Below are 21,437 nucleotides of genomic sequence, written 5' to 3' on the forward strand. Positions count from 1 at the left end.
CCTTACAGGAGCCCGCGTCGGGCAAGGTTCTTCATCAGAGCGCCGAGGCCAAAATCCCATTTCGGGCAGCGGTCGCTGTTCTCCACCCAGTTTATAAGCCGTCCCAGCCGCAGCGTCGATATTTCCACCCGGTCGCCGATCTCGTGCGTGAAGCCCAGGCCTGCGCCGCGGCGGTCCTTGACCGGCGCGAACATCGTGCCGAGGAAGAAGACGACGCCGTCGGGGTACTGGTGGTTGTCGTTGAGGAGCTGCGAGACAAGGTCCTCCGGAGAACGGCTGATGGCAGCCATCGGGCTGACACCCGTCATCGTGAAGCCGTCGGCACCTTCGACGGACAGGGATACTTCCGCCTGCTTGATGTCCTCGAGCGTGAACTTGTCGTCGAACAGCCGGATGAAGGGACCGATCGCGCAGGAGGCATTGTTGTCCTTCGCCTTGCTGAGCAGCAGCGCCGAGCGGCCTTCGAAATCGCGCAGGTTTACGTCGTTGCCGAGCGTGGCGCCGACGATCTTCCCCTTCGAGGTGACCGCAAGCACGACTTCCGGCTCCGGATTGTTCCAGTCGGACTTCGGATGGATGCCGACGAGCGCGCCGCACCCGACCGACGACATCGGCTGTGCCTTGGTGAAGATCTCCGCGTCCGGACCAATGCCGACTTCCAGGTACTGAGACCAGAGGTCAAGCTCCTGCAGGAGCTTCTTGACTTCGGCAGCCTTCTCGGAACCGGCGACGAGGCCTTTCAGGTTGTCTCCGAGAACCGGCGCCAACCGCCCCCGGATCTCCTGCGCCCGCAGGGGATCGCCCTTGGCCTGCTCCTCGATCACCCGCTCCAGCATGCTGTCCGCAAAGGTGACGCCGGCGGCCTTGACAGCCTGCAGGTCGGCCGGCGCGAGCAGCTCGCCGGCTTCGCCATTCAGGAAGGAGTCGAGCGCGCCGAGATCGGTAAACGCGGCAGTCTGCTTGAGACGGGCGGCCAGATCGTCTAGCTCTAGAAGGCCGGACAGCGTCGGCGACAGCGAGGTGAGATCAAACAGCCGCCCTTCCTTGAACAGGACCGGACACGGGCCGTCTGCCGCCTTGGACCAGACCCGGCCCACGAGCAGGGCGTCGTTCACGTCTTGCGGCAGGATGGACTGCGCGCTCAAAACGGTATTCAAGCTCACCAATTTTCCTCCATGCGGCGATCGCAATCGCCCTGATTGTCAGGATGTCTGACAACGATAGTGCCGGCGTTTCTAGTATGGCTTTTAGCCGATGTCCAGTCGACCCGTCCCGATGTGGGAAAAAGTCCGTGAACAAAGAGGTGCGAGAATTGCCCTCTCTCGCTGCCGGATATGAGCCTAAAATGTTTCAAGCGTCAGGTCGAGCCGGCCTGCCGCCTCTTCCAAGTGCCGGCGCATCGCATCCCTCGCCCTGACCGGATCTCGGCTGGCGACCGCCTCACGGATCGCCACGTGCTCCGAGATCGTCACCTCGACGATCTCCTCCAGCACCGCCTTGGCCCGTGCTGCGTTGATGGCGAGGCTTATGCGCTCGGCAATGAAGCCGATGAACAGGAGGAAATATTCGTTCTGGGTTGCGCCGGCGAGCGCGCGGTGAAAGACGAGATCGGCGGCAATGCCCTGTTCCGTCCATTTCTCGGCACCGGTCATCTGCGCCAGCGCTTCGTCGATCCGGGCCATGTCTTCGGGCGTATGATGGATGGCCGCAAGGCCTGCCGCCTCGATTTCCAGCGGCATGCGCAGCTGGTAGAGGGAACGGAAGGTGTCGCGGTCGGAGAGATCGCCCTGCTCGATCCTGAGCGACTGGCGGCGTTCGATTTCGGTCGCAAAGGCGCCGACCCCCTGACGCGTTTCCACCAGCCCTTCATTGCGCAACTGCGCGATCGCCTCGCGAACGACGGAGCGGCTGACGCCGAAGGTTTTCGCCAGCAGGTGCTCCGTCGGCAGCTTCTCGCCGGGCGCGATCCTTCCCTCGCTGATCTCCCGCCCGATCTGCGCGGCGATACGCGCCGGCAGATGCTCGCTCCGTCTGATCTGGTTGAAATCTGCAACCGTCACGTCCGCCCTCCCTCGAACTTAGCTTCTACTTCTATGAGTTCGGCGCGATTTTCAACTGGCAGCCAGGGTTCATCACCATGTTCGGATCAATCGCCTGCTTGAGCGCCGTCAGCAGCGTGCGTCGGACGGGCGACAGCCGCGTCTCGAAGTCCGCCCGCTTCAGGCGACCTATGCCGTGCTCCGCACTGATGCTGCCCTGGTAGCGGTCCAGCACGGCGTTGATCGCGCCCTTTGCCTTGTAGATCTGCTCGACCCGCTGCTCCGGCGTCGCCTCCGCCACCGGCAGCACGTTGAGGTGGACATTACCGTCGCCGACATGCCCATAGGAGACGCAGACGGCGCCCGGCACCGCCTCGCAGACGGCCTTCTCCGCATCCGCGACGAAATTGGCGAGTTGCGACAGCTTCACCGACACGTCGGTGCGCAGATGCATGCCGCGCTTCGCCTGCCCCTCGTTCATGCCCTCGCGGATGAGCCAGAGATTGCGGGCCTGCGTCTGCGACGCCGCAATCGTGCCGTCGAGCACGATGCCCTCCTCCATCACCGCTTCCAGGAAACGCCCCATCAGGTCGTCGATGTCGACGAGGCCGGAGCCGGAGATTTCCATCAGCACATAGGCGGGGTAGTCGGCCGCGATCGGGATCGGCAGGTCCGGCATCGCCTCCTTCGCGAGCGTGAATGCCAGCGGGGGCATGAATTCGAAGGCCGACATCAGGTCGCAGCAATCGCGGCGCGCCCGGCGGAAGAGCTTGATGGCATCGTCGAGCGAGGCGAGCCCGAGAAGCGCCGTCGCCACCTGGTCCGGATACGGCGTCAATTTGACGGAGACCGCCGTAATGATGCCCAGCGTACCCTCGGCGCCGATGAACAACTGCTTCAGGTCGATGCCGCGGTTGTCCTTGCGCAGCGTCGACAGTCCGTCGAAGATGCTGCCATCGGGAAGCACCACTTCGAGGCCGAAGATCAGTTCGCGCGTCATTCCGTAGCGCAGCACGTTGATGCCGCCAGCATTGGTGGAGACGTTGCCGCCGATACGGCAGGTACCCTGGGCGCCGAGCGCCAGCGGGAAGAACATGCCCTTCTCCGCAATTGCATCCTTGAGCTCGGAAAGGATGCAGCCGGCTTCGACCACGGCCGAGAAATCGTCGGCATCGATCTGGCGGATCTTGTTCATCCGCTCCAGGCTCAGCACGACCTGATTGGCATCCGCATCGGGCGTCGCGCCGAGAACGAGACCGGTATTCCCACCCTGCGGCACGATCGACAGTCCGAGTTCACGGCAGAGCTTCACCGCCTGCGCCACCTGTTCGGTCGAACGCGGCCGCAGCACCGCCACCGCATTGCTGGTCACGTCGCCATGCCAGTCGCGGCAATAGGGCAGCATCTCGTGGGTCTCGCTGAGAACGATATCGTCGCCCAGCGTGCTGCGCAGCGTCACCCGCCATTCGGCCATGGAAGCGGTGGTATCCTGTGTCATATGCCTCGTACCTCTGCTTGCCGCCGCTGCCGGGCACGGCATTTTCGGACGGCATAGAAATAACAGTTTCCAAGGCGACCATATAGAGTTATCAGACAACCTTACAAGCTGGATTTTAGTCGCGCCGTTCCGGCTCTTGAAGGAGCCTGCAGCGCTTCGTCAGGAGGAACGCATCCCATGCATATTCTCATCATCGGCGCGGCCGGCATGGTCGGCCGCAAGCTCACGCAGCGGCTCGTCTCGGACAAGATGCTCGGGGAGAAACCCGTCGAGAAGCTGACCCTCGTCGATGTCGTGAAGCCGGATGCGCCGGCTGGCTTTTCCGGTACAGTCGATGCACGTGAAAGCGATCTTTCTGCGCCGGGCGAAGCCGAGAAGCTGGTCGCCGGCCGGCCGGACGTCATCTTCCATCTCGCCGCCATCGTTTCCGGCGAAGCGGAGCTCGACTTCGACAAGGGCTACCGCATCAACCTCGACGGCACCCGCTATCTCTTCGACGCCATCCGCCTGGCGCACAACGCCGACGGCTACAAGCCACGCGTCGTCTTCACCTCCTCCATCGCCGTCGTCGGCGCCCCGCTGCCCTTCCCGATCCCGGACGATTTCCACCTCACGCCGCTGACGAGCTACGGCACCCAGAAGGCGATCTGCGAACTGCTGCTGTCCGACTACAGCCGCCGCGGCTTCTTCGACGGCATCGGCATCCGCCTGCCGACCATCTGCATCCGGCCGGGCAAGCCGAACAAGGCCGCCTCCGGCTTCTTCTCAAACATCCTGCGCGAGCCGCTGGTCGGCCAGGAAGCCGTGCTTCCGGTCTCCGAAGACGTCCGCCACTGGCACACGTCGCCCCGCTCGGCGGTCGGCTTCCTGGTCCATGGCGCAACGATCGACCTCAACAAGGTCGGCCCGCGCCGCAACCTGTCGATGCCGGGCCTCAGCGCCACCGTCGGTGAGCAGATCGAGGCGCTTCGGCGCGTGGCAGGCGACAAGGCTGTGGCACTGATCCGCCGCGAGCCGGACGAGATGATCATGAAGATGGTCGCTGGCTGGGCGCCGGGGTTCGAGGCAAAGCGGGCGAAAGAACTGGGCTTCACCGCCGAAACCTCCTTCGACGAGATCATCCGCGTCCATATCGAGGATGAGCTGGGAGGCAAGCTGCCATGACTTCGGGTAAGAAGATGATTGCCTTCCTCGGCACGGGGCTAATGGGCGCACCCATGGTGCGCTGCCTCCTGAAGGCGGGCTTTCCGGTCACCGTCTGGAACCGCGACGGCGCGAAGGCAGCGCCTCTCGTCGCCGACGGCGCAAAGCAGGTGCAATCACCCGCCGATGCGGTTGCCGGCGCCGAGGTGGTCTTCACCATGCTGACCAATGGCGCGGCAGTCGCCGAGGTGCTGTTCGAGAAGGGCGTGGCCGGCGCCATGTCGAAGGACGCCATCTTTGTAGATTGCAGTTCCATCGCACCGTCGATCGCCAAGGAAAATGCCCGCCTGCTCGGTGAATACGGCATCCGCAGCCTCGATGCGCCCGTCTCCGGCGGCACCGCCGGCGCTGCGGCCGGCACGCTCGCCATCATGGCGGGCGGCGACGCGGCCGATGTGGAAGCGCTGAAGGACGTCTTCGCCGCACTCGGCCGCGTCACACATGTCGGCCCGAGCGGCGCAGGCCAGATTTGCAAGCTCGCCAACCAGCAGATCGTCGCCGTCACAATCGGCGCGGTGGCGGAGGCCATGATCCTGGCGGAAGCCGGCGGCGCATCCCGTGCGGCGTTCCGCGACGCGATCCGCGGCGGCTTCGCCGAAAGCCGCATTCTTGAACTGCATGGCGGCCGCATGGTCAACCGCGACTTCGTGCCGGGCGGCGCATCCGCGAACCAGCTCAAGGATCTTGACGCCGTCATGGCCATGGCCGACAGCCTGTCGTTGACCCTGCCGCTCACTCGCCAGGTACGCCAGGCCTTCGCCGACTTCGTCGCCGAAGGCGGCGCCGAAAAGGACCACAGCGGCCTTCTCCTGCATCTCGAAAAGCTCAACCGGAAAGACCAGGCATAGCCATGAGCGACAATAACACCCCACAGCGCCGTCTGCGTTCGCAGGACTGGTTCGACAATCCCGACCACATCGACATGACGGCGCTCTATCTGGAGCGCTTCATGAATTACGGCGTGACACCGGAAGAGTTGCGATCCGGCAAGCCGGTGATCGGCATCGCCCAGAGTGGTAGCGACCTCACGCCCTGCAACCGTGTGCATGTGGAACTGGTGAAGCGGGTGCGCGACGGCATTCGCGATGCCGGTGGCATCCCGATCGAATTCCCAACGCATCCGATCTTCGAGAACTGCAAGCGCCCGACCGCAGCGCTCGATCGCAACCTCGCCTATCTCAGCCTCGTCGAAGTGCTCTACGGCTATCCGCTGGACGGCGTCGTGCTGACCACCGGCTGCGACAAGACCACGCCTTCGGCGATCATGGCCGCCTCCACCGTCGATATCCCGGCCATTGTCCTTTCCGGCGGTCCGATGCTTGACGGCTGGCACGAGGGCGACCTCGTCGGCTCCGGCACGGTCATCTGGCGCATGCGCCGCAAGTTCGCGGCCGGTGAGATCGACCGCGAGGAATTCCTCCAGGCCGCGCTCGATTCCGCCCCCTCCGTCGGCCACTGCAACACCATGGGCACCGCCTCCACCATGAACGCGCTCGCCGAAGCGCTCGGCATGTCGCTCACAGGCTGCGGCGCCATTCCCGCCGCCTATCGCGAGCGTGGGCAAATGGCCTATCGCACCGGCCGACGGGCGGTCGAGCTGGTCTGGGAGGACGTGAAACCGTCCGACATCCTCACCCGCGAAGCCTTCCTGAACGCCGTCCGCGTCAATTCGGCGATCGGCGGCTCCACCAATGCGCAACCGCATCTTGCGGCCATGGCGAAACATGCGGGTGTCGATCTCTACCCCGACGACTGGCAGGTGCACGGCTTCGACATTCCCCTGCTCGCCAATGTCCAGCCCGCCGGCCAATTCCTCGGTGAGCGCTATCACCGCGCCGGCGGCACACCCGCCATCATGTGGGAACTGCTGAAGGCCGGAAAGCTCGACGGCAGCTGTCGCACCGTCACCGGCAGGACGGTGGCGGAAAACCTGCAAGGCAGGGAAGCCACCGACCGCGAGGTCATCTACCCCTTCGACCAGCCGCTCAAGGAGAAGGCGGGCTTCCTTGTTCTGAAGGGCAACCTCTTCGACTTCGCCATCATGAAGACCAGCGTCATCTCGGAAGGCTTCCGGGAGCGCTACCTGCAGGAGCCGGGCCGCGAGGGCGTATTCGAGGGCAAGGCGGTCGTGTTCGACGGTTCCGAGGACTATCACCACCGCATCAATGATCCTTCGCTAGGGATCGACGTGAACACCATCCTGGTGATCCGCGGCGCCGGGCCTCTGGGCTGGCCTGGTTCGGCGGAAGTGGTCAACATGCAGCCGCCGGACCACATCCTCAAGCAAGGCATCACGAGCCTGCCGACCATTGGCGACGGACGCCAGTCCGGCACCGCCGACAGCCCCTCCATCCTCAACGCTTCGCCGGAAAGTGCCGCAGGCGGCGGCCTGGCATGGCTGCGGACCGGCGACATCATCCGCATCGATCTCAACCAGGGCCGCTGCGACATGCTGGTGGAGCCGGAGGAGATCGAGCGGCGCAAGGCTGACGGCATCCCGGCCGTGCCCGCTGACGCCACCCCCTGGCAGCGCATTTATCGCAAGTCCGTGACACAGCTTTCGGACGGCGCCGTGCTGGAGGGTGCGGCCGACTTCAGGCAGATCGCCGCAAAGATGCCGCCGCGCCACAACCACTAGTCGGAGATCGGATTGCCGGAAGCGCTGGGACGGCTGAACAGGATCTTCACAAAGGTCCTGTAGGCCAAAATCTGCCGTTCCAGATGCCCCGGATCCTTGAGCGCCTTGCTCAGGATGATCGCTCCATCGAAGATGCATGACAACATACAGGCAACGTCCTGGAGAGACAGTGGCTCGCGGGGAGGATGGATCGCCGCGATCTCTTCCAGATAACCGAGGAACCGCGCGTTCCACCGCCGCACGGACGTCGCATTCAGTTGATGGACTTCAGTGTCGAAGAGCCGTTCCTGGTAGCAGATGGAGGCAACGAGGCAGCCGGGATGTCCGCCCGGGAGGTCTCGGGTAAGTTCGGCCAGCAGCTTCAGCCCGAGCAGGAAGGCGTGGAGCGGGTCGTCAGTGAGCTCTCCCGCCCGCCCGAAGATCTGGTCGAAGATCTCGTCGTTTTCCTCGACATACCGGCGCAGCATCTCCCGCGCCAATTCGTTCTTGTCTTTGAAGTGATAGAAGAACCCGCTCTTCGTAATTCCTGCTTCGGCGATGACTTCTTCGATGGAGGTCGCGGCGAACCCTTTCGCCAGGACGGACGTCTGGGCGATTTCGAGGATCCTCAACCGGGTCCGCTCGCCTTTCGATGCTCTCTCTGAGCGAGAAAGCTGCACTGCGGGTGCAGTTTTAGCCTGCTCCGGCTGAAGTTCCTCTATCGTCCCGACCTGACCGGGCATGGCTAACCCCCGACAATGTCTCCTGTATTGACGAACTGACTCGAGCCGTACCGCAAGTTTGCTAGATCGCGTCGCGGTTTCCCTGCCACAACATGATGTCTCGTCACTCAGGCGAATGCTTGAGAGGCCATACTATCATAGGAGGAACTTGTGGCGAAATACAGGAACCAGCTACCACAGCTGAACGAAACTACCTTCCTGACGGACGGCGGGCTTGAAACGACGTTGATCTTTCATCAGGGTCTCGAACTGCCCCTCTTCGCGTCCTTCCCGCTCCTCAAGGAAGAGGAAGGGCGCCAAGCATTGCGGAAATACTACGAAAGCTATCTTGAGCTCGCACGGGCCCGGAATCTCGGCTTCGTTCTCGATACAGCAACCTGGCGCGCCAATCCGGATTGGGCCCGTGAACTCGGCTACAGCCTCACCGAACTTCGGGATCTGAACCTTCATGCGGTCGAATTCATCGCTGCCCTTCGCCGCCAATGGGAAAGTCCTGGCCAAGCCATCGTGCTGAACGGGGTGGTCGGTCCGAGGGGCGACGGATACAAGGCTGGCCGCATGTCTGCGGAGGAGGCGCAGGACTATCACGCCTTCCAGATCGGCGTCTTCGCCGCATCCGATGCCGACATGGTGAGCGCCATCACCATGAACACCATCGAGGAGGCGATCGGGATCGCACGCGCTTCGAAAGCAGCCAACATGCCTTGCGTGATCTCGTTCACCGTGGAAGCCGACGGACGGCTGGTGACCGGCCAATCCCTACGCGAGGCGATCGAGGCGACGGACGCCGCCACCGGCACGGGCCCTGCGTATTACATGATCAATTGCGCCCATCCATCCCACTTCGAAGGCGCCCTGGCGCGGGGGGAAGATTGGGTCGCCCGCATCGGCGGCGTGCGCGCGAATGCCTCCACCAAGAGCCACGCGGAATTGGATGAGGCGACCGAACTCGACATCGGCGATCCGATCGATCTGGGACACCGATATCAAGGCCTTCGGCGCCGATATCCATCGATGCGCGTGATCGGCGGCTGCTGCGGCACCGACCACCGCCACCTGCAGGCGATCTGCCAGATCTGCCTGCCTCTGATAGTTGCGGAGTAGGGAGCCATGCAGGTGAGGTTGCTTATGTCGATCTTCGGGTGGGTGAACCGCCAAGGCCGCCGTCAGGCGAAGAGCCACGGTCCGGAGCGCGAGAGAACTCGGCGCCGGGACCTTGATCGCTATAACGACTACATCCTTCGGGATATCGGCTTCCACGACGGATACTACCGGCCGAGGTCTCGCCGCAATCCGTCCGAATTTTGATCGCAGCCCTTCAAGATCCTCCGCAGCATGCGCGGAGGATCTTTCCAACCCTTTCTTCAGATGACGGCGCTCATTCCGCCATCGACATAGATGATCTGGCCGTTGACATAATTCGAAGCATCCGAGGCGAGGAAGACTGCGGCGCCGACAAGTTCTTCCGGCTTGCCCCAGCGCCGCGACGGCGTCCGGCCCTTTACCCAGCGGTCGAACTGGGGATTGTCGATCAATGCCTGGTTCATGTCCGTCAGCATGTAGCCCGGACCGATGGCATTGGCCTGGATACCGTGCTCCGCCCATTCCGCCGCCATGGCCTGGGTCAGCGTCTTGATGCCGCCCTTGGCCGCCGTATAGGGCGCCACCGTCGCGCGGCCCAGGCCGCTCATCAGCGAGCCGATGTTGACGACCTTGCCGCGCTTGCGCGGCAGCATGCGCCTGGCCGCCTCGCGCGATACCAGGAAGGCACTCGTCAGGTTGGTATCGATGACGCGCTGCCAGTTGGCGCTGTCGAGTTCCACGATCGGCTTCCGGTACTGGATGCCCGCGTTGTTGACGAGGATGTCCACCTCGACCTTCTCGGCATCGAGCCGCTCGAAGGCGGCGACGACGGATGGCTCGTCGGTGACGTCGAAGGCGGAGGTCGATACGGTGAAGCCGCGCTCGCGCAGCCTTGCCGCGCTCTCCTCAAGCCGCTCCTCGTTTACGCCGTTCAGGATGATCGCCGCGCCGGCCTCCGCAAGACCGGTAGCGATCGCAAGCCCGAGGCCGCGGGAGGAGCCGGTCACCAGCGCGGTGCGGCCTTGAAGGCTGAAGAGCGGGTTGTTCATGAGCATAATCTCCCGTGCATGCGGCTGCGATAGCCAGCCATAGGCGCCGGTGCGTCCGGATGTCCAGCGCCGGAAAGGAGATAGTTGGGGAGCACCGTCGGCTGCGCAACGGAAGGCGGCGCCGGAAGCTTTCCGGCGCCGCAGGAGGATTTAGGCAGCGCTGCGGCCGAACTGCGCGGTCGGGACTTCCGAGATCGTCTGCAGGACCACCGATGCGATCTGGTACGGGCAGCCCTGGGAGTTTGGGCGGCGGTCTTCCAGGTAGCCGCGATAGCCGTTGTTCACGAAGGAATGCGGAACGCGGATCGAAGCGCCACGATCGGCCACTCCATAGGAGAACTTGTTCCACGGTGCCGTCTCGTGCTTGCCGGTCAGGCGCATGTGGTTGTCCGGACCGTAGACGTCGATGTGCTCCTTCCAGTTCTTCGCGAAGGCGGCCATGAGCGCTTCGAAATAGTCCTTACCACCCACTTCGCGCATGAACTTGGTGGAGAAGTTGCAGTGCATGCCCGAGCCGTTCCAGTCGCTGTCGCCGAGCGGCTTGCAATGGAATTCGACGTCGATGCCGTACTTTTCGCAGAGGCGCAGCAGCAGGTAGCGCGCCATCCAGATCTGGTCGGCGGCCTTCTTGGAGCCCTTGCCGAAGATCTGGAATTCCCACTGGCCCTTGGCCACTTCGGCATTGATGCCTTCGTGGTTGATGCCGGCGGCTAGGCAGAGATCGAGATGCTCCTCAACGATCTCGCGGGCGATGGAGCCGACGTTCTTGTAGCCCACGCCGGTGTAGTACGGGCCCTGCGGAGCCGGGAAGCCCTGCTCCGGGAAGCCGAGCGGGCGGCCGTTCTCGTAGAAGAAGTACTCCTGCTCGAAGCCAAACCAGGCATCTTCGTCATCCAGAATGGTGGCGCGGCTGTTGGACGGATGCGGCGTGACCCCGTCCGGCATCATCACTTCACACATGACCAGCGCACCGCTGGTGCGGGCGGGATCCGGGTAGATGGCGACCGGCTTCAGCACGCAGTCGGAACTGTGACCCTCTGCCTGCATGGTGGAGGATCCGTCAAAACCCCAGAGCGGCAGTTGCTCGAGCGTCGGGAAGGCGTCGAACTCCTTGATCTGCGTCTTACCGCGCAGGTTCGGAACGGGGGTGTAGCCATCAAGCCAAATATACTCGAGCTTGTATTTCGTCATCGGACTCTCTCTTTAATGATGCTTCGACAATGGGCACTGCCCGGCCTCCTCGGCGCTTCATGCGCCCATCGACCGGTGGATGATCTCCCTGATGCATGCCGCGTGCCAGATTGGCGAGCAAAGCAGCTCACCGGTCAAATTTCATGCATGTCAGGAAGCGCGCAGGTTCGGCAATCGCGATCTAAGATCTTGATCTGTCGGGCCCGGAACTGGAATTGGCCCGGCTGCTCGCGGCGGAACCTCTACAAGAATGGGGCGTTGCTCCCTTGCGACCGGTCAAAGACATGGCGGGTCGGAGAGCCTTATCATGTGATCATTATAGATGCAGATGCGCAAAATCTGTGCTACAAATCGTGCCCAATACCCGCTGCAAGGAAGACGCCCATGACTCCGAATGTAGAGCGCGTATCAGCCACCATTTACCAGTTTCCCCTCAGTCGGGTAGGTCCGCGTCCTGCCGCCTCCAAGGCGGCGGATGAGATGACCCGCTTCGCCGATCTGGCCTTCGACTCTTGCTGGTACCATGACGAAGCGGTGCGCGAGGCCGACTCGAAGCGATTGAACGATTGATCTGTATATTTTTTAGTCAATTATTTTCACGGCACGATTTTTAGGCTACCCTGCTTGCCAACATTGCTGCACTGCGTCATCAATGGCGCATGCAGCAGGCTGATCTGACGATACTGGTCATCGACGAGAACGTGATCCGCGCCTCCATCATCGAGGAGGGCCTGCGGGAGGCGGGGCCCCGCCACGTCACCGTTATTCACGATATCTACGGCGTCGCCCGTCTTATCGAGACGCAGAAGCCCGATGTCATCATCATCGACATCGAAAGTCCCAACCGGGACATGATGGAGCACCTGTTCCAACTGACGCGCACCGTCAGCCGGCCGATCGCCATGTTCGTCGACCGCTCCGACACGGCATCCATCCAGGCCGCGGTCGAGGCCGGCGTGTCGGCCTATGTGGTCGATGGCCTTAAGAAGGAGAGGGTGAAGTCCATCCTGGATATGGCCGTCAGCCGCTTCAACGCCTTCAGCCGCCTGCAACGGGAGTTGACGGAAGCCCGCACCGCGCTCGAGGAGCGCAAGGTCGTCGAAAGAGCCAAGGGAATCCTGATGAAGATGAAAGGGCTTTCCGAGGACGAAGCCTTCGGCCTGCTCCGTCAGTCGGCCATGAACGAGAAGAAGAAGATGGCGGAGATCGCCCAGAGCGTGGTGACGGCCGCCGGGCTTCTGATGTGAGATCAGGCACCGGCGGGATCCAGAGGACGGTGGAATGAACATGACAGCAGCAATGCCGCGTGCAGAAGGGGAAAGCGCAGCTCCCGCTACGATCCGCCCGGCGAATGCGAAGACGCTTCGGGCGGGCTTCATCCCGCTCGTGGACGCCTCCGTCCTGATTGCGGCGGCCGAGTTCGGCTTCGTACGCAAGGAAGGGCTGACGCTCGATCTGGTCCGCGACGTCTCCTGGGCCAATGTGCGCGACCGTCTCGCCTTCCGCCAGTTCGACATCGCCCACATGCTCTCGCCGATGCCGGTCGCCTCCATGCTCGGCCTCGGCTCGAACCCCTCGCCGACCATCGCGCCCTACTCACTTGGCCGCGGCGGCAATGCGATCACGCTGTCGGCCCGTCTGTTCCGCCGCATGCGGGAGACAGCCGCTCTCGGGGAGGAGGCGGGCGCTCTCGATCACGCCCAAGCCCTTGCGCTCGTTCTTGCAGACATGCGGAAAGCCGGAGAGGCCAAGCCAACGCTCGGCGTGACCTATCCCTTCTCCTCACACAATTACGAGTTTCGCTACTGGCTTGCCGCCGGCGGAATCGATCCCGACCGGGACGTGAAACTGGTGGTGGTACCGCCACCGCTCACTTCCGATGCGCTGGCCGCCGGTGCGATCGACGGCTTCTGCGTCGGCGCGCCTTGGAACATGGTCGCCTCGGAACGGGGCGTCGGGCGGATCGTTGCCGCCAAGCAGGACATATGGCCCTCTGCGCCGGAGAAGGTGATCGGCATGCGGCCGGATTGGGCGGAAGCGCATCCGGAGACCGTCGCCCGCCTCATCGTGGCCCTCGACGCGGCAGCTCGGTGGTGCGACAGGACCGATAACCGCGATCGGTTGGCCGAAGCGCTTGCCGACCCCCGTCATATCGGGGCCCCGGTCGACATCATCCGCCGGGTGCTCGCCGGTGACTTCAGCCTCGACGCCACCGGAAACCGCCGCGTCATCCGCAACTACTTCCGCTTCCACGACGATCACGCCGGCTACCCGCGTCCCAGCCAGGCCCTATGGATCTACAGCCAGATGATCCGCTGGGGACAGACGAGCTATTCGGCCGAGGGCGCAAGGGCAGCAGCCTCCGCCTACCGGCCCGACCTCTATCGCGCAGCCCTCGGCGAGACCGCAGCGCCGGGTGACGGCGACTTGAGGATCGAAGGTTCCGCTTCGGAGGATCGCTTCATGGACGGCCACGTCTTTGACCCGCGGCGGCTGGAGGAATACCTGACGCATTTCCCAGCCGCGCAGAAGACGCCGCATTCCGCGACGGACGACGCCTGAGAAGCCATTCGGCGGAGAATGAGACTGCCTAACCTGCTCAAAATTGCCTGCGGCAGGAAATGGCGGTTCGCCCAAGAGATAAGCAGCCCCATCTGCCGTCTTAAAGCAGGCTCGCCTCAGCAATTCCGGGAAATTTCGTAAAATCAGCGTCCTAGCGGCCCTTTAGAGATCTGGCACGCCCCTTGCTTTTCTCCAAGTGCACCGGTCAACGGCGACCGGCGCCATGCGCCCAGAGCGAGGCGCTCCTAACAGACATCGACGTCGCAAGGTCTTGCAGTCCTGGGTTCCCCGGGCGCGATTACCGAGCGGCGTTTTTTTGTTTTCGTCCCGAATTCGATCGAGGGAACGCCGCATGACCCACAAGACAGAGAAACTCGTCATCATCGGCAATGGCATGGCGCCGGGCCGCATGCTCGAACATCTTTTCGAGCTGGCGCCGGGCCACCATGAAGTGACGATCTTCAACGCGGAGCCGCGGGTCAACTACGACCGCATCATGCTCTCGCCAGTGCTATCCGGCGAGAAGACCTATGAGCAGATCGTCATCCACGGTGACGGCTGGTACATCGACCACGGCATCACCCTGTACAAGGGCCATCGGATTGTCGCGATCGACCGCGCCGCCAAAACCGTCACCTCCGACCACGGCGTCACCGAAAGCTATGACAAGCTGGTAATAGCCACGGGCTCGGTGCCGTTCATTCTCCCCCTCCCGGGCAAGGACTTGCCGGGCGTGGTCACTTATCGCGACCTCGACGATGTCAACGCCATGCTGCTCGCGGCGCAGTCGCGCCAGAAGGCGGTGGTGATCGGGGGAGGTCTCCTCGGTCTGGAAGCGGCGGCAGGACTTGCACAACGCGGGATGGACGTCACCGTCCTGCACGTCATGCCGACCCTCATGGAGCGCCAGCTCGATCCGGCTGCAGGTTATCTCCTGCAGAAGGCGGTCGAGGAGCGCGGCATCAAGGTCATCTGCAAGGCGAACACCAGGGCGATCGTCGGCGAAAGCCGCGTGGAAGGCGTGGAACTGGAAGACGGCTGCATCATTCCGGCGAGCCTAGTAGTGATGGCCGTCGGCATCCGTCCGAATACAGGGCTTGCGAAAGAGGCGGGCCTCGCCGTCAACCGTGGCATCGTCGTCGATGCCGGGATGCAGACCTCCGACGGAGACATCCTAGCGGTCGGCGAATGCGCCGAGGTGGGAGGTATGGTCTATGGTCTGGTCGCACCGCTCTACGAGATGGCGCGCATCGCCGCCTTCCACCTGGCCGGCGACCGCAGCCCCGCTTTCGCCCATTCCGACACGCCGACCAAGCTGAAGGTCACCGGCATCGACCTCTATTCGCTCGGCGATTTCGCCGACGGTGACGACCGGCAGGAAATCGTGCTGCGCGACGCTACAGCCGGCGTCTACAAGCGCCTCGTCCTCAAGGACAACCGCATCATCGGCACGGTTCTTTACGGCGACACGGCTGACGGCGCCTGGTTCAACGACCTGAAGAAGAAGGGCACCGACATCTCCGAGATGCGGGATACGCTGATCTTCGGCCAAGCCTACCAGGGCGGCTCACCACTTGATCCGCTGGCCGCGGTGGCTGCGCTTCCGGACGATGCGGAAATCTGCGGCTGCAACGGCGTCTGCAAGGGCAAGATCACCGGAACGATCACCGATAAGGGCCTGACGACGCTCGAGGAGGTTCGGGCCCACACGAAAGCCTCTGCCTCCTGCGGCACCTGCACGGGGCTGGTCGAGCAGCTCATGACCCTGACGCTCGGCGACCGGTACAACCCGGCAGCCGTCACACCCATGTGCCCCTGCACTGAACTCGGCCACGACGACGTACGCCGTCTCATCAAGGCCAAGGGACTGAAGACGATCCCCGCCGTCATGCAGGAGCTGGAATGGAAGACCTCCTGCGGCTGCGCCAAGTGTCGGCCCGCTCTCAACTACTACCTCGTCTGCGACTGGCCGGATGAATATGCCGACGACTACCAGTCGCGCTTCATCAACGAACGTGTCCACGCCAACATCCAGAAGGACGGCACCTATTCGGTCGTTCCGCGCATGTGGGGCGGCGTCACCTCCTCACAGGAACTGCGGGCGATCGCCGATGTCGTGGATAAGTTCGCGATCCCCATGGTCAAGGTCACCGGCGGCCAGCGCATCGACCTGCTGGGCGTCGAGAAGGAGGATCTGCCCGCCGTCTGGGCCGATCTCGGCAAGGCCGGCTTCGTCTCCGGTCAGGCTTACGCCAAGGGGCTCAGGACTGTGAAGACCTGCGTCGGCTCCGACTGGTGCCGTTTCGGTACGCAGGATTCGACCGGCCTCGGCATCCGCATCGAGAAGTTCATGTGGGGGTCGTGGACACCCGCGAAGCTCAAGATGGCCGTCTCCGGGTGCCCCCGCAATTGCGCCGAGGCAACCTGCAAGGACATCGGCGTCATTTGTGTCGACTCCGGCTTCGAGATCCATTTCGCGGGCGCCGCCGGCCTGGATATCAGGGGCACGGAGGTTCTCGGCCTGGTCAAGACCGAGGACGAAGCGCTGGAGCACATCGTCGCTCTTACCCAGATGTATCGCGAACAGGGGCGCTATCTCGAGCGCATCTACAAATGGGCCAAGCGCATCGGCCTCGACGAGATCCGCCGGCAGATCCTGGAAGATCGGGACAAGCGTCGCGCCTATTACGACCGCTTCGTGTTCTCCCAGAAGTTTGCTCAGGTCGACCCCTGGTCGGAGCGCGTTTCCGGCAAGGACAAGCACGAGTTCAAGCCGATGGCGACCGTCGGCTTTCCTCAGGCTGCGGAGTGATCCCTCCTCGAGAAGGAGGGGATTTCAACGATCAAGGAACAGAGCCATGAACTGGATCGCCATCGGCCATATCGACGACATACCTCTGCGCGGCGCCCGCTGCGTGCGCACCCCCCAAGGCAAGATCGCCGTCTTCCGCACGGCAGAGAACGAGGTCTTCGCCATCGAGGATCACTGCCCCCACAAGGGCGGCCACCTCAGCCAGGGCATCGTCCATGGACGGGCCGTCACCTGCCCTCTGCACAACTGGGTCATCTCGCTTGAAACCGGCCGCGCGCTCGGGGCCGACCAGGGCGAAGTGCATACCATCGCCGTCCGCAACGAGGACGGCGAACTCTCGATCGCGCTGGAGAGCCTGATGCTCGCCGCCGCCGAATGATCACCGCCTGCCCATCAACAACAACGACTGGTGAAGGAGAAACTGCAATGTCTTACGTGTCGCCTCAGGAATTCGCGACGAAAATGATCGAAGCGGGGGAATCGAAAGTCTTCATGTCCACCAAGGATACGCTGATCCGCGCCTATATGGCCGGCGCAATCCTCGCATTGTCCGCCGCCTTCGCGGTGACTGTCACGGTGAACACCGGCAACCCGCTGATAGGAGCGCTGCTCTTTCCCGTCGGCTTCTGCATGCTCTACCTCCTCGGCTTCGACCTCCTGACCGGCGTCTTCACGCTCGCGCCGCTGGCGCTGATCGCCCGCCGCCCGGGCGTTACCCTGGGCGGCGTGTTGCGCAACTGGGGCCTCGTCTTCGTCGGCAACTTCGCAGGCTCGATGACGACGGCATTCTTCATGGCGGTGATCTTCACCATGGGCTTTTCCCATGCTCCCGATGCCGTGGGCCAGAAGATCGGCACCATCGGTGAGGCAAGGACGCTCGGCTACGCGGCTGCCGGGGCTTCCGGCATGCTGACACTCTTCATCCGCGCCGTCATGTGCAACTGGATGGTTTCGACCGGCGTCGTGGCGGCCATGATGTCCACCTCGGTCTCTGGCAAGGTCATCGCCATGTGGATGCCGATCCTCGTCTTCTTCTACCTCGGCTTCGAGCATTCGATCGTCAACATGTTCCTCTTCCCGTCGGGAATCATGCTGGGCGGCCAGTTCACCTGGATGGATTACTTCATCTGGAACGAGATTCCGACCGTGATCGGCAATCTCGTCGGCGGCCTCACCTTCGTCGGCGGCATGATCTACGCCACCCACTACCGGACCTCGCCGAACCGCCGCGATGGCACGAAGCCTACGGCACGCCTTGTGGCCGCCGAGTAACGCCACCCGGTCCCGCCTCCCCGGCGGGACCTCCATCCGGGGATGAAGCCATGCTGCAGATCCTGCCACGTTCCGGCCTCGCCGTCAGCCTCGGCCAGTGCTCGGCCTGTGGCTGCAAGCCCGCCAACCAGGATTTCCACGGCGCCGTGGTTCCTGGCGATCCCGCGCTGACGATGAAGGGCGTGGCGCTTGCGATTGCCGACGGCATTTCCTCCAGCCCCGTCGGACACGTCGCGGCTGAGACCGCTGTCAAAAGCTTCCTCACCGACTACTACTGCACCTCGGATGCCTGGACGGTGAAGACCGCGGCAAGCCGGGTCATCGACGCCACGAATTCCTGGCTGAGCGCCCAGAGCCGCGGCGTCGAGAACCGGGACCATGCCCATGTCACGACCTTCTCCGCCCTCGTTCTCAAGGGATGCCGCGCCCATATCTTCCATGTCGGCGACAGCCGCATCTGGCGGCTTTCCGGCAAGACGCTGGAGCAGCTTACCCGCGACCACAGGGTCACCCAGTTCTCCGGTCACACCGCGCTCGGCCGCGCCCTTGGCCTGATGCACTCCGTCGAGATCGACTATCATTGTCTGGATGTTGAGGCTGGCGACGTCTTCGTGCTGACGACCGACGGCGTTCACGACCATCTGCCGGCGCGTGCGATCGCCGCCGCCATTATCGCGAACGCCAGCCTGCCGGCTGCGGCAAACCAGATCGTCGCCGCGGCCCTTGGCGCCGGCAGCGATGACAACATGACCATCCAGATCGTCCGGATCGACGGCCTGCCGCTGGACGACGAGGAGCCTGTCTTCGGCAATGGCGGGTCGCTGCCGCCCGCGTCGCCGCCGTCCGCCCCCGGCATCTTCGATGGCTACCATGTGCACCGCCAGATCCATGCGAGCAGCCGAAGCCATATCTTCCTCGCCAGCGAAGGGGAGGACGGAGCTCGGGTGGCCCTCAAGTTTCCGTCAGCGGACAAACGGGAAGACGACAACTACCTCCGCCGCTTCGCAATGGAGGAATGGGTTGCCCGCCGCATCGCAAGCCCGCATGTGTTCAAGAGCCGCGCGCCCCTCCAGCCCCGGCGCTCCCTTTATCTCGTCAGCGAGTACGTCGAGGGAGAGACGCTCGCCCAGTGGATGGCGGATCATCCGCAGGCGGACCTGCAGAGCCTGCGCGATATTCTCGGTCAGGTCGCGGCCGGCCTCAGGGCACTGCACCGCAAGGAGGTCATTCACCAGGACCTGCGCCCGGAAAACACCATGATCGACCGCAACGGCACGGTGAAGATCATCGACCTGGGCTCCGCTTGGGTCGCCGGCGTCGTCGAAGCCGCGCCGGAGTTTGACGACGGCGATATTCTCGGCACCGTACAGTACACCGCTCCCGAGCTGTTCGCCGGCGAGAGTGCCGGGGAACAGTCGGATCTTTTTTCGCTAGGCGTCATCGCCTACCAGATGCTCACGGGTCGCCTGCCCTATGGCACCCGCGTGGCGCAAACCACGACACGCCGCCAGCAGGGAAAATTGCGGTTCGCCAGCCTGCGCGATATCCGGCCGGACGTGCCGCCATGGGTCGAAGGTGCCATCCGCAAGGCGGTGGAGCCGGATCCGGCACGGCGCTACGAGAGCCTTTCCGAGTTCGAATACGATCTCTCCCATCCCAACCCGCGGTTGACGCAAACCACTCGCCGTCCCCTGGTGGAGCGCAATCCGCTGCTGCTCTGGCAGCTCGCGACGCTGGCGCTGGGATTGATCGTCATCCTCCTTCTGCTGCGGGAGGCCGCATGAGCACCCGCTCGGCATTTCCACCGCCTGCTCTCTTCGTCCTGCCAGCATGTACAGCCTCAGGAGGCCCTCGATGTTCGGAATGCACAGCAACACGAACCTCCCGCCACGCCAGGTTCCGGCGCGAATGGCGGCACTCGCAACGCTGCCCGTCTTTCTCGGCCTCAAGCAAAGAAGGGCAGTGGTCGCCGGGGGCTCGGATGCCGCGGCAGGGAAGGCGGAGCTCCTCGCGGCCTGCGGGGCGGACGTCCATGTTTTCGCCCCAGATGCGGGACTGTCGGAGACTTTCCGCACCCTGATCCATTCCCCGCCCGCGGAACCGGAGGGGGGCCGCTATGTCCATCACTCCCGAAGCTGGGATGCGGCCTGTCTTGCAGATGCGGCCGTTGCCATTGCGGACTGCGAGACCGACGAGGAAGCCGAGGCCTTCTTCATCGCTGCGCGTGCCGCCGGGGTTCCGGTCAACGTCATCGACAAGCCGGCCTTCTGCCAGTTCCAGTTCGGCTCGATCGTCAACCGCTCGCCGGTCGTGGTGGCGATCTCCACCGGCGGCGCAGCACCCATCCTGGCGCAGGCCATCCGGCGGCGGATCGAGACGCTTCTGCCGCCCTCCCTCAAGCAATGGGCGGAGCTGGCGCAAGCGTTTCGCGAACGGTTGAACGAGAGACTGACGCCCGGTCCGAGCCGCCGGCTGTTCTGGGAGCGGTTCACCGACCGCGCGCTCGGCGGGCGGGAAGCGCCGGGCGCCATGGCGTCCTCCAGCTTCCTGAAGGATGCCACGGCCATCGCAGCCAGGCCTCCCTCCGGTCGCGTTACCCTGGTCGGTGCCGGACCGGGCGATGCGGAATACCTCACCCTGAAGGCAATGCGGGCACTCCAGTCCGCTGATGTCATCCTCTTCGATGACCTTGTGTCGGGCGACGTGCTGGAGCTGGCGCGCCGCGAAGCCAAGCGCATGCTGGTCGGCAAACGCGGCGGTCGGGAAAGCTGCCGCCAGGAAGACATCAATCGCATGATGGTGAGCCTGGCCAAGACCGGCAAGCATGTCGTGCGGCTCAAGTCGGGCGATCCCATGGTCTTCGGCCGCGCCGGCGAGGAGATCGCCGTGCTCGAGGAGAACGGTATCCCCGTCGAGGTCGTGCCAGGCATTACCGCGGCAAGCGCCATGGCCGCCCGTTTGCGCGTTTCGCTGACGCATCGGGACCACGCCCAGGCGGTGCGCTTCGTCACAGGCCACGCCCGCGATGGCCGGTTGCCCGAAAGTCTCGACTGGCGCGGCCTTGCCGACGCCAGAACGACCACGGTCTTCTACATGGGCGGCCGCACCGCCTCGGAGATCCGTAGCCGCTTGCTGAAGGAGGGCATGGCGGCAGACACACCGGTCGTCATCGTCGCGGCGATCACGCGCGCCAATGAAAGGCGCTGGAGCGGACCCCTGGACATGCTGCATCTCGGCATGGCCGAGGTCGGTTACGACGAGCCGGTCCTGATCGGCATCGGTGCGGCATTCACGGCAGCGCAGATGAGCGAGCAGCGGCCTCGTCTCACCGCAACCGTCTGACGACGCCCTTCCGGTCCCAGGACCGA

Annotated in this window: 19 protein-coding genes; 13 read left to right on the top strand and 6 right to left on the bottom strand. The window is 63.9% G+C overall.

Translation table 11 applies throughout. The features are described 5' to 3' along the window. Window positions 1-2: 2 nt before the first annotated feature. The 3 genes from RTCK_RS15930 to RTCK_RS15940 all read right to left on the bottom strand — a co-directional run bounded on the left by RTCK_RS15930 (window position 3) and on the right by RTCK_RS15940 (window position 3,537). Window positions 3-1,163 carry a fumarylacetoacetate hydrolase family protein gene (locus tag RTCK_RS15930; protein WP_185928027.1) on the bottom strand — a complete coding sequence of 387 codons (1,161 nt, stop codon included), beginning with the start codon at window positions 1,161-1,163 and terminating at the stop codon, window positions 3-5. A gap of 177 nt (window positions 1,164-1,340) precedes the next feature. Next, entirely contained in the window at window positions 1,341-2,060 is a 720-nt protein-coding gene (locus RTCK_RS15935) for a FadR/GntR family transcriptional regulator (protein ID WP_142522498.1), read from the bottom strand. 31 nt (window positions 2,061-2,091) lie between these two features. Beyond that, complete coding sequence (locus tag RTCK_RS15940; protein WP_142593509.1) at window positions 2,092-3,537, bottom strand: FAD-binding oxidoreductase; 1,446 nt, start codon at window positions 3,535-3,537, stop codon at window positions 2,092-2,094. Window positions 3,538-3,714: 177 nt separating this feature from the next. On the opposite strand from RTCK_RS15940, the gene denD reads away from it, so the two are divergent. Genes denD through RTCK_RS15955 form a run of 3 tightly spaced genes read left to right on the top strand, consistent with a single transcriptional unit; the run spans window position 3,715 to window position 7,378 of the window. Continuing rightward, a complete protein-coding gene (gene denD, locus RTCK_RS15945; RefSeq protein ID WP_142593510.1) occupies window positions 3,715-4,701 on the top strand; it encodes a D-erythronate dehydrogenase in 987 nt (328 codons plus the stop codon). Then, the gene (locus tag RTCK_RS15950; protein WP_235988721.1) at window positions 4,698-5,588 is read left to right on the top strand and encodes an NAD(P)-dependent oxidoreductase; all 891 of its coding nucleotides are present in this window, start codon (window positions 4,698-4,700) and stop codon (window positions 5,586-5,588) included. The genes denD and RTCK_RS15950 overlap by 4 nt, the downstream gene beginning before the upstream one ends. A gap of 2 nt (window positions 5,589-5,590) precedes the next feature. Continuing rightward, window positions 5,591-7,378, top strand: a complete 1,788-nt coding sequence (locus RTCK_RS15955) for an IlvD/Edd family dehydratase (RefSeq protein ID WP_142593511.1) — start codon at window positions 5,591-5,593, stop codon at window positions 7,376-7,378. Here the strand turns inward: RTCK_RS15955 and RTCK_RS15960 are convergent. Then, on the bottom strand, window positions 7,375-7,989 hold the full coding sequence (locus RTCK_RS15960; protein WP_328803981.1) for a TetR/AcrR family transcriptional regulator: 615 nt from the start codon (window positions 7,987-7,989) through the stop codon (window positions 7,375-7,377). The two genes, RTCK_RS15955 and RTCK_RS15960, sit on opposite strands and share 4 nt — an antisense overlap. Window positions 7,990-8,250: 261 nt before the next feature. On the opposite strand from RTCK_RS15960, the gene RTCK_RS15965 reads away from it, so the two are divergent. Both RTCK_RS15965 and RTCK_RS15970 read left to right on the top strand, forming a co-directional pair. Next, a complete protein-coding gene (locus RTCK_RS15965) occupies window positions 8,251-9,204 on the top strand; it encodes a homocysteine S-methyltransferase family protein (protein ID WP_142593512.1) in 954 nt (317 codons plus the stop codon). A gap of 6 nt (window positions 9,205-9,210) precedes the next feature. Beyond that, window positions 9,211-9,408, top strand: a complete 198-nt coding sequence (locus RTCK_RS15970) for a hypothetical protein (RefSeq protein WP_142593513.1) — start codon at window positions 9,211-9,213, stop codon at window positions 9,406-9,408. A 56-nt stretch (window positions 9,409-9,464) separates the two neighbouring features. On the opposite strand, the gene RTCK_RS15975 is transcribed toward RTCK_RS15970, so the two are convergent. Both RTCK_RS15975 and RTCK_RS15980 read right to left on the bottom strand, forming a co-directional pair. Then, complete coding sequence (locus tag RTCK_RS15975) at window positions 9,465-10,232, bottom strand: SDR family oxidoreductase (protein WP_142522491.1); 768 nt, start codon at window positions 10,230-10,232, stop codon at window positions 9,465-9,467. A 150-nt stretch (window positions 10,233-10,382) separates the two neighbouring features. Then, window positions 10,383-11,423, bottom strand: coding sequence for a glutamine synthetase beta-grasp domain-containing protein (locus RTCK_RS15980; RefSeq protein WP_142593514.1), 1,041 nt, complete (start codon window positions 11,421-11,423; stop codon window positions 10,383-10,385). A gap of 384 nt (window positions 11,424-11,807) precedes the next feature. Here RTCK_RS15980 and RTCK_RS15985 point away from each other — a divergent pair, with 384 nt between their 5' ends. The 8 genes from RTCK_RS15985 to cysG all read left to right on the top strand — a co-directional run bounded on the left by RTCK_RS15985 (window position 11,808) and on the right by cysG (window position 21,411). Beyond that, a complete protein-coding gene (locus RTCK_RS15985; protein ID WP_142593515.1) occupies window positions 11,808-11,993 on the top strand; it encodes a DUF2735 domain-containing protein in 186 nt (61 codons plus the stop codon). 89 nt (window positions 11,994-12,082) lie between these two features. Further along, window positions 12,083-12,670 (top strand): ANTAR domain-containing response regulator, encoded by a 588-nt coding sequence (locus tag RTCK_RS15990; RefSeq protein ID WP_142593516.1) that lies wholly within the window; start codon window positions 12,083-12,085, stop codon window positions 12,668-12,670. A 52-nt stretch (window positions 12,671-12,722) separates the two neighbouring features. Further along, window positions 12,723-13,985: a CmpA/NrtA family ABC transporter substrate-binding protein gene (locus RTCK_RS15995; protein ID WP_408004561.1), complete on the top strand. Its 1,263-nt coding sequence runs from the start codon at window positions 12,723-12,725 to the stop codon at window positions 13,983-13,985. Between the two features lie 352 nt (window positions 13,986-14,337). Then, window positions 14,338-16,797, top strand: coding sequence for a nitrite reductase large subunit NirB (nirB, locus tag RTCK_RS16000; protein WP_142593517.1), 2,460 nt, complete (start codon window positions 14,338-14,340; stop codon window positions 16,795-16,797). A 46-nt stretch (window positions 16,798-16,843) separates the two neighbouring features. Continuing rightward, window positions 16,844-17,176 (top strand): nitrite reductase small subunit NirD, encoded by a 333-nt coding sequence (nirD, locus tag RTCK_RS16005; protein ID WP_142593518.1) that lies wholly within the window; start codon window positions 16,844-16,846, stop codon window positions 17,174-17,176. A 47-nt stretch (window positions 17,177-17,223) separates the two neighbouring features. Beyond that, window positions 17,224-18,069 carry a formate/nitrite transporter family protein gene (locus RTCK_RS16010; RefSeq protein ID WP_142522485.1) on the top strand — a complete coding sequence of 282 codons (846 nt, stop codon included), beginning with the start codon at window positions 17,224-17,226 and terminating at the stop codon, window positions 18,067-18,069. A gap of 50 nt (window positions 18,070-18,119) precedes the next feature. After that, complete coding sequence (locus tag RTCK_RS16015) at window positions 18,120-19,853, top strand: bifunctional protein-serine/threonine kinase/phosphatase (RefSeq protein ID WP_142593519.1); 1,734 nt, start codon at window positions 18,120-18,122, stop codon at window positions 19,851-19,853. A gap of 70 nt (window positions 19,854-19,923) precedes the next feature. Then, on the top strand, window positions 19,924-21,411 hold the full coding sequence (cysG, locus tag RTCK_RS16020) for a siroheme synthase CysG (RefSeq protein WP_235988723.1): 1,488 nt from the start codon (window positions 19,924-19,926) through the stop codon (window positions 21,409-21,411). The last annotated feature ends 26 nt before the right edge of the window (window positions 21,412-21,437 follow it).

This window comes from Pseudorhizobium endolithicum (assembly GCF_902153245.2).
Lineage (GTDB): Bacteria > Pseudomonadota > Alphaproteobacteria > Rhizobiales > Rhizobiaceae > Neorhizobium > Neorhizobium endolithicum.